The following is a 12,733-nucleotide window of genomic DNA, read 5'->3' on the forward strand; positions in this document are numbered from 1 at the left end:
TACCTTTTCTTTCCGAATAGTAGATTGGTGTAGGAAAGCAGCTATTTTCTCCTGTTTGAAAAGAGGTTAACTAGAGATTTTAGATGGTCATGTTGAATTGAATCTGGTAAAATAGATGACATAAAAAAAACATCCTTTCTTTGGTTGGTTGGTTGGTTGGTTGGTTGGTTGGTTGGTTGGTTGGTTGGTTGGTGTCGCACCTTTATTTCACCAAAGAATTGGGTGTTTTCTATATTTTTTAACCAAAACAGGTTGTAAACTACGTTTTAATGCGGTTTTAGTCGAAATATCTAACTCCGAAATTCGAATTATCTAATTATTAAATTATTAAATTATTGGATTATATAAGTTAAAGTTAACTTTTATACTTTTGTTGAATCTATACATGCTTGTTTTACGCGTTTGTTTCGACTATTCAAGTATAAATAGACCGCTAATCTTTCGTTCAACTTATTTAGAAAACAACATCGATAAATCCTTGACATGGGTTCAGGTACAAAAAGGAACCCTTGATATCGCCTCAGGGGTTCCTTTTCTACATGTTGATTCGATTTAAGAACAGCGTTGCATTTCCGTTCAAATAGTAATGACATAATCAGTACATTTCGTGACACAGTCTGCTAGCTTACTGACATCGAAGTTACCTCCACTAACAATCACACCGATCCGTTTTGCTGAATTGGGCAATCTTTTATTTAGGACAGCCGCCACCGCTGCCGCTGCTGCCCCTTCGACAAGCATCTTTTCACGTTCAAGCATGAACAAGATTGCCGATGAAATCTCCTCTTCGGTTACGGTGAGCATTTCATCCACATAGTCGCGAATGATTCCCATCGTCACTTTGCCTGGATCTTTGACTTGGATTCCTTCCGCTATCGTCGGTAAAAAGGGTGTCGTATTGCGATTTAAACCATAATACGCTGAGACGATAGCAGGTGCATTTGCCGCCTGTACGCCAATTACCTTGACAGTTGGACGAATTGTTTTCACAGCTAGCGCAGTCCCTGCAAGAAGTCCCCCGCCGCCCGCAGGCACAACAATCGTGTCTATGTCAGGTTGCTGCTGCAACATCTCCATCGCAACCGTTGCCTGCCCTTCAATAACAGCTAAATCATCAAATGGATGGACAAATGTTGCGCCTGTTGCAAGTTGTTCGGAACGGGCCGCCAAGTAAGCTTCATCAAAACTTTGTCCAACAAGTCGCACAGTCGCTCCGTATCTTCGGGTTGCTTCCACTTTTGCTATTGGTGTCGTCGTTGGCATAAAAATAGTTACAGGCACACCCTTTTTCCTTCCTGCAAGCGCAACTCCCTGTGCATGGTTTCCAGCGGATGCGGCCAATAGCCCTCTCGCACATTCCTCCTCAGAAAGTTGTGCAATTTTATTGAATGCCCCCCGCACTTTAAAGGATCCTGTCTTTTGTAAATTTTCAAGTTTTAAATATACTTCGGATTTTGTCCATTCATTCAACGTCTCGGATTGTTTAAAAGGCGTTCGGTGAACAATTTCTGTCAGTCTTTCAAAAGCATCGAATAAGCGCGCTGTGTCATACGAATTCCCAATACCATCATCTCCTTTTGAACTTGTATTATCAAATACGCCTCGGCGTATTTGCGCCCTGATCAAGTAAGGAAGTTAGCCTAAGAACGGCACATCCTTGCGACAATCAGGAGGAATGAAATTCAATTCCTCCCAGCTAACTGACCTGCACCACGCAGGCCCAACCTTGCTCAATTGACTCCTTTCAAAATCTGTGGCATCCCCGGAGACTTTTAACGTTATTCAGCAGGGATTGTTCTTCTGCTGAATAACATTAAACGAGCTGTTGTTGACGCTCTTCATACTTAGTAATATGTGATTCATATTGGAATGTAAGTGCAATCTCATCCCAACCATTTAACAACATCTGCTTATAATATGGGTCGATATCAAACGAGTATGCCTTCTCATCTTGCCCGGTCACTGTCTGTTTCTCTAAATTAACATGAATGGTATAGGGCTGTTGTTTCCCCTTCGCCAATAGTTCTTCCACTTCAGAAACATCCAATCGAATAGGAAGTAAGCCATTTTTCATGCAGTTACTATAAAAGATATCTGCGAAACTGGGTGCAATGACGACATTGAATCCATAGTCCAAAATTGACCAAGGCGCGTGTTCTCTCGAAGAACCACAACCGAAGTTTTCATGCGCAACTAGGATTTTGGATTCTTTGAATCGTTCATCATTGAGTATAAAATCTTCCACTTTGGTATCATCCGCATTAAAACGCCAATGATAAAACAGATATTTGCCGAATCCCGTCCGCTCAATTCGTTTCAAGAACTCTTTTGAAATGATCTGGTCGGTATCGACATTTTTTCGGTCAAGTGGCGTCAAAACGCTAGTAACTTCATTAATTGGTTTCATCTACTCCATCCTCCTTTGCCGTTACGACTAGATTGCTTGCATTTCTCTAACATCTACGAAACAACCTGCAATTGCTGATGCCGCCGCCATTTCTGGACTCATCAGATGCGTGCGAGAACCAGCTCCTTGACGTCCTTCGAAGTTTCGATTCGATGTGGAAGCGCATCGCTCCCCTGCTGGAACTACATCGTCATTCATCGCGAGACACATACTACAACCCGTCTCCCGCCATTCAAATCCAGCTTCAATGAAAACGGACGCAAGCCCTTCTTCTTCAGCCTGTTTTTTTACAGTTCGTGATCCCGGCACAACAATCGCGGTCACAGAAGAATGTACTTTCTTTCCTGCAACTACTTTTGCAGCAGCCCGCAAATCACTTAGCCGCGCGTTCGTACATGAACCGATAAAAACGTGTTGGATAGCAATCGATGTCAACGGCATTCCTTCTTCAAGCCCCATATAGGTGAGCGCCTTTTTTAGTGCATCCTTATCTGACTCTGATTCAAAGTCTTTTGCATAGGGAATATGTGCGGAGATGCCTGAACCCATCGACGGGTTCGTTCCCCATGTTACGAATGGTTCGATGTCAGCCGCATCAATTTCTACAATGGTATCATATGTAGCTCCTTCATCTGTTGCGAGGGATAACCAGTATGCCGCCGCCTTATCAAATGCCGCACCTTCCGGAACATGCTTGCGGCCTTTTAAGTATGCGACTGTCGTTTCATCCGGACTAATCAAACCGGCTTTTGCTCCTGCCTCGATAGACATATTGCAAACGGTCATCCGTTCTTCCATTGTCAGATTCCGGATGGCCTCTCCCGTAAATTCAATAATATGTCCTGTTCCCATATCGATGCCGAATTTTGAGATAATCGCCAAAATAACATCTTTTGACGTGACACCGAAGCCCAATTTTCCGTTAATGCGGACTTCCATCGTTTTCGGTTTTGCTTGCCACAATGTCTGTGTTGACAAAACGTGTTCAACCTCACTCGTACCAATACCAAACGCAATTGAACCGAATGCACCATGTGTGGATGTATGACTATCCCCGCACACAATTGTTTTCCCTGGCTGTGTCAAACCAAGTTCTGGTCCGATAATATGGACAATTCCCTGATCGGGATGGTCCATATTTGCAAGCGGAATGTTGAATTCATCACAATTCGTCTGTAAGGTATTGATTTGCTTGAGTGCGATTGGGTCCTGAATTGCATCCCTATTTCGCGTTGGCACGTTATGGTCCATCGTCGCGAAACATAGTTCAGGTTGCCGTACAGTCCGATTCGCCAGCCTCAATCCTTCAAACGCCTGGGGAGAAGTCACTTCATGTAATAAATGAAGGTCGATATAGAGCAAATCCGGTTTCCCCTTCTCTTCATATACGACATGCTGATCCCAAATTTTCTCTATAATATTTTTCATCATTTGTCCTTCTCCTTTCCTTAAACGTATGAAAACATAATACTATTCGAAACAAACTGTACATCTAATTCATCAATCACTTTAGCTGTCCATTCTTGTGTCGATAAAGCCCGTTGCCCTGATGCCGCAAGATCAGCTGTGAAGAATCCATCTTCGAACACTGTATTAACTGCTTCCTCAATTGCCGAAGCTTCTGTTTTCATACCAAATGAATAATTCAGCATCATCGCAACCGAAAGAATGGCAGCTGCTGGATTCGCTAAACCACGGCCAGCAATTTCAGGCGCAGATCCATGGACCGGTTCATAAAGGCCGAATCCATCAGAGCGGAGACTAGCGGATGGCAGTACACCAAGAGAACCTGTAATAACAGATGCCTCATCGCTTAAAATATCGCCAAACATGTTTTCCGTCACGATAACATCAAATGCAGCTGGATTGGTTATTAGCTTCATGGCAGTTGAGTCGACTAACATATGCTCTACTTCAATGTCTGGATAAGCTTTCTTCTTCTCCTCAACAACTTCGCGCCACAACTTACTTGTTTCCAACACATTCGCCTTATCGACCGACGCTACTTTTCCTCTACGAAGACGAGCCACTTCAAACGCTTTTTCTACAATACGCTCAATCTCTTCACGTGTATAAACAAGCGTGTCAACTGCTGACTTTTCCGTTCGATGACTCGGTTCCCCGAAATATAAACCGCCCGTCAGTTCCCGAACAATCAACATGTCAACTTCCATTGCCACTTCTTCTTTAAGAGGGGATGCATGGAGTAAAGATGGAACAGCTTTCACAGGTCGAAGATTGGCAAATAGGTCGAAATGTTTCCGAATAGCCAACAATCCTTTTTCAGGCCGTAGCGCTGAAGGATTGTTATCCCATTTCGGTCCACCGACTGCCCCGAGAAGCACTGCATCACTATTTTCACAAAGTGCAATCGTTTCATCTGGAAGTGGGTTATTATGCTTGTCGATTGCATTCCCACCGATTGCTCCGTATTCGATATGGAACTTATGGTTGAAACGTCTTGCGATAACTTCAAGAATCTTCACCGCCGCTTCTGTCACTTCTGGGCCGATTCCATCACCTGGTAATACCGCTACTCTCTTCTCCATAGAACTTCTCCTCCTTGTTTTTGTCCATCCGCTCATTTATTTATTTAAAATATTACATTTTCCATTATTTGCTAACTTCTTTCACACGAACATTTGCATTAATTAGCTGTCTATTAATGGCGTTCAAATAGGCTTTCGCAGATGCTTCCAACACGTCTTGTGCAACATCGCGGCCAATCGATACTTGACCATTGAAACTTAAATTGACAACCGCTTCACCTAGGGCATCGCGGCCTTTACTGATTGACGTCACACGGTAATCAAGAATATGAACTTCTCCTTGAACAAGTAACTCCAACGTATTGAAAATTGCTTCCACCGAGCCAGCACCTGTCGTCGCCACAGTGACCGTTTCACCACTTGGCACAGTCGCCGAAATAGTGGCTGTCGGTACATTTGTCGTTCCATATTGAACTTGAATCGTTTCCAATTTATAGATAAGAGCGTCGGTATGTTGAATTTGTCGATCTGTAAATAGCACATACAAATCATCTTCTGAAATTTCTTTTTTACGATCCGCTAATTTTTTAAATTCCACAAACGCTTCGTTCAACTTGTCTTCACTCAAATCAAAGCCCATTGTAATGGCACGGTCTTTGAATGCGTGTCTACCAGAATGTTTACCAAGTGCGAGTGGAGCAGTCGTTTCACCAATGAGTTCAGGTGTAATGATTTCATAAGTTTCACGATTTTTAAGCATACCATCTTGATGGATTCCCGATTCATGAGCAAATGCATTTTTCCCTACAATCGCTTTGTTCGGCTGAACGACAACGCCAGTCAATTGACTAACAAGCTGACTCGTACGCTTGATTTCTTTTAAATTTATGCCTGTTTCAAAACCGTATATGTCTTTTCGAATATGGAGTGCAACTGCTATTTCTTCGAGCGCTGCATTGCCTGCACGTTCACCGATACCGTTAATCGTGCCTTCAACTTGATCTGCACCGTTTTCAATCGCCGCAATTGAATTAGCGACAGCTAACCCTAAATCATCATGGCAGTGAGCCGAAAGTTTTACTTTATCGATACCTGTTACATTTTCTTTTATATACTTGAACAATGCACCATATTCTTGAGGTGTTGCATAGCCAACCGTATCAGGAATATTAATAGTTGTTGCACCAGCGGCGATTACTTTATTAATAATTCTGACTAAGAACTCGGGATCTGAGCGAAATCCATCCTCTGCCGACCATTGTACAAGCGGAAAATTCTTTCGTGCATACTTCACGGCTTCTACTGCTATATCGACAACCTGATCTGGTGTTTTTTGGAGTTTATACTGCATATGGATTGGCGAAGTCGCTAAAAATATATGAAGATGGGGTTGCTCTGCACCGCGCAGTGCTTCCCATGATGTATCAATATCGCTTTTCATTGCTCGGGCAAGCCCAGTCACCGTCGAGTTCTTTACTAAGTTTGCAATGCGTTGTACGGCTTCGAAATCACCCGGGGATGAAGCAGGAAATCCTGCTTCAATAATTGTTGCCCCGAATTTTTCAAGCTGTCGTGCAATTTCAAGCTTCTCTGCTGTATTTAGGTTAATGCCAGCAGATTGTTCACCATCCCGTAGCGTCGTATCAAATATGTCAATTCTTCGCACTGCCCACCACTTCTTCCTCTTTTGATTTTGCACCTTCATTCACGAACGGCATCATCGCACGGAGTTGTTGACCTACTTTTTCGATTTGGTGTTCCGCTTCCGCCTTTTCAATCGCGTTAAAGTTCGGACGACCATTTTCGTTTTCTTCAATCCATTCTCTAGCAAATTTCCCTGATTGAATGTCAGTTAAAATATCTTTCATGCGTGCTTTTGTATCCGCATCGACAACGCGTGGACCTGATACGAAATCGCCCCACTCAGCAGTATCTGAAATCGAGTAACGCATGCCTGCCATTCCGCCTTCATACATCAAATCGACAATCAATTTCGTTTCGTGTAATGTTTCAAAATAAGCAAGTTCAGGTTGGTATCCTGCTTCTACTAACGTTTCAAATCCAGCTTTGACAAGTGCTGTCAACCCACCACAAAGTACCGCTTGCTCACCGAATAAATCCGTCTCAGTTTCTTCTTTGAACGTTGTTTCAAGTACGCCGCCACGTGCAGAACCGATTGCTTTCGCATACGCAAGTGCAACGTCTTTTGCTTGGCCCGATACGTCTTGATATACTGCGAACAATGCTGGAACTCCTGCGCCCGCTTCGAATGTTCTTCTAACAAGGTGCCCTGGTCCTTTTGGTGCAACAAGGAATACATCGACATCAGCAGGTGGAACGATTTGGCCGAAATGAACGTTAAATCCGTGTGCAAAAACGAGTGATTTCCCTGCTTTAAGTGTTGGCTGTATTTCTTCGTCATACACTTTTTTCTGTCTTTCATCCGGCAAAAGAATCATGATAACATCCGCTTGTTCAGCTGCATCTTTAACTGTTGCAACCTTTAGTCCATCTTGTTTAGCTTGATCAAACGATTTACCCGCGCGAACGCCGACAATAACATCGAATCCTGAATCTCTCAAGTTTTGTGCGTGTGCATGACCTTGTGATCCGTACCCGATGATTGCAATTGTTTTGTCCTTTAGAAGTCCCTCGTTGATATCTTGGTTATAATACATTTTAGCCATAATTAATTTCCTCCTCGAAGTGGGTTTTTGGTTTGATAATGATGTCTAGACTCCGGTCGCCAGATGCTCGAGTCGCTTCGATTTTGAAGTTAAAGGAAAAAAGCGCCTTTATCTTCAAGTCCTCCAGCGCTTGTTGCATCTAGACGGCGCCCTCGCTTTTCTTATTTCAAAATGGATAACTGGGGTGATTGGACTTTCTGTGTTTCGCGAACGAATGCCGTAGCGCCTGTTCTCGACAATTCCTTGATGCCATAGGGCTTCAATAGGTCGATAAATGCTTCAATTTTTTCCGGATTTCCAGTCACTTGATAGGTGACGACGTTTTTACCTGTGTCGATAATTGTCGCTCGGAACGGTTCGATGATACTGTTCATTTCACTTCTAACATGCGGTGGTGAAATGACTTTTACTAGAGCAAGCTCCCGCATAACAATCGCTTTGTCCGTAATGTCATTCACTTTGATGACGTCGATTTGTTTTTGAAGCTGTTTAACGAGTTGCTCAATTTTCCGTTCATCTTCTACATTGACGATGAACGTCATTTTCGACATGCCCGGCTGTTCAATGTGGCCAACCGTAATACTTTCAATATTGAACTGCCTTTTCATGAGTAACCCGGTTACCCGGTTCAACACGCCACTTTGGTTAATAACCGTTACGGTAATGACTCGTTTCATTTGCGACTCACTCCAATCATTTCATGTAATCCTTTACCTGGCGACACCATTGGATAGACGTTTTGTAGCTGTTTCACACGGCAGTCTATCAATACAGGTTCATCCGATAATAGTGCCTCTTGGAAAACCGCTTCTGCCTGTTCTAACGTCTCGATTCGATAGCCTTTGATGTCATATGCTTCTGCCAGTTTCACAAAATCCGGTTGAACTGGAATCAGGGATTGGGAATACCTTTGTTCATAGAATGTTTCTTGCCACTGGCGTACCATTCCGAGACACTGGTTATTCAAAATGACAACTTTGACCGGGATGCGTAGCTCTTGTAAAAGCGATAATTCCTGTGCTGTCATCTGGAAGCCGGCGTCACCAACAATCGCAACAACTCGTTTATCCGGTTTTGCCAATTGTGCCCCAATTGCCGCTGGAAAACCAAATCCCATCGTGCCAAGACCACCTGATGTCACCCAATGATCTGGGTTATTCAATGAATAGTATTGTGCTGCCCACATCTGATGCTGTCCGACATCCGTCGTTACGATTGCATCGCCTTTTGTAATGCGATGAATAATTTCGAGTGCCTGTTGTGGGAGTAATTCCTTTTCTTCAGCCTCATACCATAAAGGATATTGCGCAGTTAATTCTTTCAAATAAGTGTTCCAGTCATCCGCTTTAGGCGATTCAATGTCTTGCTTCAACAAGGCTTGTAATGCCTCTTTCGCATCTGCCACAATTGGGATTTCTGTAGGAACGTTTTTCCCGATTTCAGCAGGATCAATATCTATATGAATGATTTTTGCATTTGGCGCAAACGTCGCTAGATTCCCCGTCAATCGATCGTCAAACCTTGCTCCAATATTGACAAGTACATCACATTCACTCAGCGCCATGTTGGATGTGTACGTACCGTGCATGCCAGCCATTCCAAGAAACAGTTCATGGTCGCCACGAATCCCTCCTAAACCGAGAAGCGTATTCGTCACTGGAACTCGATGCTTTTCTATAAACTCTTTCAATTCATCCATCGCTTGTGCATGGAGTATGCCTGCACCGGCAAGGATGAGTGGCTTTTCCGCTAGGGAAATCGCTTGTGCCGCTTTTTGTATTTGTAAAAAATTTGGTGTCGTTGTCGGTTGATAACCCGGCAAATTCACTTCTTCATCCACCTCTTCCACTGGGATGAACAGCGCTGTTGCAATATCTTTCGGAATGTCGACGACGACTGGTCCACGTCTACCCGTGGATGCGATATGGAATGCTTCCTTGATAATTCTTGGTAAGTCAGCCACATCTTTCACTTGGTAGTTATGCTTTGTGATTGGCTGTGTGATTCCGATAATATCCGCTTCCTGAAAGGCGTCCGTCCCGATGACAGCACTTGCAACTTGCCCGGTGAAGACGACAAGGGGTAACGAGTCCATCATTGCATCTGTAATTCCAGTTACTAAATTCGTAGCTCCCGGTCCAGACGTTGCGATAACGACACCCGGTTTTCCGGAAACCCTCGCGTATCCTTCCGCTGCGTGAATCGCGCCTTGTTCATGACGTGCAAGCACATGAGAAATGGGGTTTTTGTATAACGCATCATAAATTGGTAAAACAGCCCCTCCAGGGTAGCCAAAAATAACTTCGACACCTTGGTCCTTTAACGCTTGAATGAGCACGGCCGACCCATCATTCGGCTGTTCAGTTTGTTCTACTACTTTGTCCGTGGCCATCTCCGTCCCCGCCTGCTTCGTTTGAACTCCAGCATTCATCTAAAACTCCTCCTTACTTTTATTTTAAAATTAATTAATCTATATTATTGTCTTGCCTCCAGGCGCCTTCCGCTTTTCTGATAATAAAAAGCTTTTTCATCCCACGCAAAGAAATATTTCCTTTACATAGGGATGAAAAAGCTTTTCATGGTACCACCCTTGTTCGCGATAAACTCATCGCCTCATGAATAGACGTAAGTCTATTCGTTTATAACGGGGGTGGAGTTATCCACACCCGGGACTGCCTACAATTAAGTAAGGTAGTTCAAAATGTCCGGGAAAAATAGCTGTCAGGGGCCTGCATGATGCAGGTCACGCAGTCATTGCCACAGGACCCCGTGGCGTACTTAGGCTGCGACCAGTCAGCTTGCTTCTCCGCTGCTCACGTATCAAAAACATACGCTCCGCTGCTCAAAGTTGCGCTTCCTAGTACTCCTTGGCTCTTTTTGTCCTCCATTTTGAACTCCAATGTAAGTTCAACAATCCACTCCGAGGTGATGTCGCAAATAGTTGTATTACCGGCTTTCAGCACGACCGGCTCTCTGGGAATACAAGTTCTATCTACTTTTGCCTCATCATCGAGTTAAATGTATTAAATTTGACTAAAGTTAGATTTTCATAACGCCGCCTGTACTGGCGGATGTGACAAGCTTTGAATACCTGGCTAAATAGCCCTTTTTAATCTTTGGTTCGAACGGTTGTAAGGATGACCTTCTCTTTTCAAGCTCTTCATCCGAAACTTCTAACTCAATTGTCCGGTCCGTTAAATTGATGGTAATGATGTCATCATTTTCGACTAATGCAATCGGACCACCATCTGCCGCTTCTGGTGAAATATGGCCAATGGAGATGCCCCGAGATGCTCCGGAAAATCGTCCATCTGTAATGAGTGCCACTTTCGTTCCTAAGCCACGTCCTGCGATTGCCGCAGTCGGTGCGAGCATTTCCGGCATTCCCGGCCCGCCTTTTGGACCTTCGTAGCGAATGACGACTACATGGCCTTCTTGCACCGTGCCATTGTCAATTCCCTCTTGCGTAGCTTCTTGTGACTCAAATACAATCGCTTTTCCTCGAAATTCTGTAATGGAAGGATCTACAGCGCCTACTTTGATAACTCCGCCGTCCGGTGCGATATTGCCGAATAGGACAGACAAGCCGCCTACTGGACTATATGCATTCTCTTTACGACGAATTACTTGTTCATTGAGAATTGGTGAATCTTTCACATTTTCATAGAGGGTCTTCCCTGTAATCGTCATCCGGTCTGGGTGAACTGCACCTTCAATTTCACATAGTTCTTTTATAATGGCACTGACGCCACCAGCGAGATGAACATCATGCATCGTATAGTCTGATGCAGGACTTATTTTGGATAGATATGGAATCCGCTTGGCTACTTCGTTAATTTCCCGGACGTCGTATTCAATTTCTGCTTCGTGAGCAATTGCGAGTGTATGGAGTACGGTATTCGTCGAGCCGCCCATTGCCATATCAAGAGCAAATGCATCGTCAATTGTTTCTTTTGTAATGAGATCACGTGGCTTGATATCCTCTTTCACCATACGAATGAGGTGTTCAGCTGCTTCTTTAATGAGGCGATGCCTTTCATTTGACGTAGCGAGAATCGTACCGTTACCCGGAATGGTAACACCAAGCATTTCCATCAATGAATTCATGGAGTTCGCTGTGAACATACCTGAGCATGATCCACACGATGGACACGCACTCTGTTCAATGTCAAGTAGCTCTTCTGCTGTCATCGTTCCTTGTTTGTAGGCACCTACACCCTCAAAGACTGAAACGAGTGAAAGCGGCTTGCCATCTGAAGATACGCCGCCTTCCATTGGACCGCCAGATACGAAAACCGATGGAACATTCGTACGTACCGCCGCCATCAGCATACCTGGCGTAATTTTGTCACAGTTTGGAATGTAGAACACTCCGTCAAACCAGTGAGCGTTAATGACTGTTTCCGCCGAATCCGCAATGAGTTCGCGACTTGGAAGTGAATACCTCATCCCGATATGGCCCATTGCAATCCCGTCGTCAACACCGATTGTATTAAACTCGAATGGGATACCACCTGCTTCACGAATAGCCTCTTTAACTACTTCCGCGAATTTATTCAGATGCATATGACCTGGAATAATATCAATGTATGAGTTACAGACGCCGATGAATGGTTTATGCATATCTTTCATTCGAACGCCAGTTGCATATAGTAAGCTTCGATGTGGCGCACGGTCCACTCCTTTTTTAATCATGTCACTTCTCATTGAAATCTCCCCTAATCAAATCACTTACAATTTAAGTGTTTTACATTCATCCAGTTTGTGAATTGAATCACGAACTGATTTGGATTGTTGCTATCATAACGCGGATAAATAGAAGAGTCAACACTCTATTTATAATTGTTAATCAATTTCAAATTGTAAAACTAACTTGGAAACGCTTACATATGCAATATATCGCAGGTTACGATTTTGTTCACAACTTTTTAAAAACTTTTTACTCTTCACTTGTTAACCGATTGCCTCTGCTTCTAAACGTAGAACTAATTTCTAAACTTGACTGTCTACAAGTCCCTTTCACATTAAAAAAATTCAAATTGAAACTGTAGCTTCTCCTGAATTATTCACCGAATATTTATAACGGGCTGTTAGCCCCTATCCAATAAGCTTTCTGGGTCTTTGCTTGTGCATGAAATAAATGAAAAAAG

The 12,733-nt window shown here is 43.6% G+C and carries 10 protein-coding genes; all 10 read right to left on the minus strand.

What is annotated here, in order from left to right:
• Positions 1-576: 576 nt before the first annotated feature.
• The 10 genes from ilvA to ilvD all read right to left on the minus strand — a co-directional run bounded on the left by ilvA (position 577) and on the right by ilvD (position 12,290).
• A complete protein-coding gene (gene ilvA / locus H4683_RS18375; protein ID WP_420826586.1) occupies positions 577-1,623 on the minus strand; it encodes a threonine ammonia-lyase in 1,047 nt (348 codons plus the stop codon).
• 190 nt (positions 1,624-1,813) lie between these two features.
• On the minus strand, positions 1,814-2,407 hold the full coding sequence (leuD, locus tag H4683_RS18380) for a 3-isopropylmalate dehydratase small subunit (RefSeq protein WP_192600290.1): 594 nt from the start codon (positions 2,405-2,407) through the stop codon (positions 1,814-1,816).
• Positions 2,408-2,434: 27 nt separating this feature from the next.
• On the minus strand, positions 2,435-3,838 hold the full coding sequence (leuC, locus tag H4683_RS18385; RefSeq protein WP_192600291.1) for a 3-isopropylmalate dehydratase large subunit: 1,404 nt from the start codon (positions 3,836-3,838) through the stop codon (positions 2,435-2,437).
• A 17-nt stretch (positions 3,839-3,855) separates the two neighbouring features.
• A complete protein-coding gene (gene leuB, locus H4683_RS18390; RefSeq protein ID WP_192600292.1) occupies positions 3,856-4,956 on the minus strand; it encodes a 3-isopropylmalate dehydrogenase in 1,101 nt (366 codons plus the stop codon).
• A 64-nt stretch (positions 4,957-5,020) separates the two neighbouring features.
• On the minus strand, positions 5,021-6,562 hold the full coding sequence (locus H4683_RS18395; protein ID WP_192600300.1) for a 2-isopropylmalate synthase: 1,542 nt from the start codon (positions 6,560-6,562) through the stop codon (positions 5,021-5,023).
• Positions 6,549-7,583 carry a ketol-acid reductoisomerase gene (ilvC, locus tag H4683_RS18400; RefSeq protein WP_192600293.1) on the minus strand — a complete coding sequence of 345 codons (1,035 nt, stop codon included), beginning with the start codon at positions 7,581-7,583 and terminating at the stop codon, positions 6,549-6,551. The genes H4683_RS18395 and ilvC overlap by 14 nt, the downstream gene beginning before the upstream one ends.
• Entirely contained in the window at positions 7,576-7,722 is a 147-nt protein-coding gene (locus tag H4683_RS18405; protein ID WP_192600294.1) for a hypothetical protein, read from the minus strand. The genes ilvC and H4683_RS18405 overlap by 8 nt, the downstream gene beginning before the upstream one ends.
• 22 nt (positions 7,723-7,744) lie before the next feature.
• On the minus strand, positions 7,745-8,260 hold the full coding sequence (gene ilvN, locus H4683_RS18410; protein WP_192600295.1) for an acetolactate synthase small subunit: 516 nt from the start codon (positions 8,258-8,260) through the stop codon (positions 7,745-7,747).
• Entirely contained in the window at positions 8,257-10,014 is a 1,758-nt protein-coding gene (gene ilvB / locus H4683_RS18415) for an acetolactate synthase large subunit (RefSeq protein ID WP_192600296.1), read from the minus strand. Before ilvB ends, ilvN begins: the two co-directional genes overlap by 4 nt.
• 608 nt (positions 10,015-10,622) lie before the next feature.
• Positions 10,623-12,290, minus strand: coding sequence for a dihydroxy-acid dehydratase (gene ilvD / locus H4683_RS18420; protein ID WP_192600297.1), 1,668 nt, complete (start codon positions 12,288-12,290; stop codon positions 10,623-10,625).
• Positions 12,291-12,733 lie beyond the last annotated feature (443 nt).

This window comes from Sporosarcina limicola (assembly GCF_014873855.1).
Taxonomy (GTDB): domain Bacteria; phylum Bacillota; class Bacilli; order Bacillales_A; family Planococcaceae; genus Sporosarcina; species Sporosarcina limicola.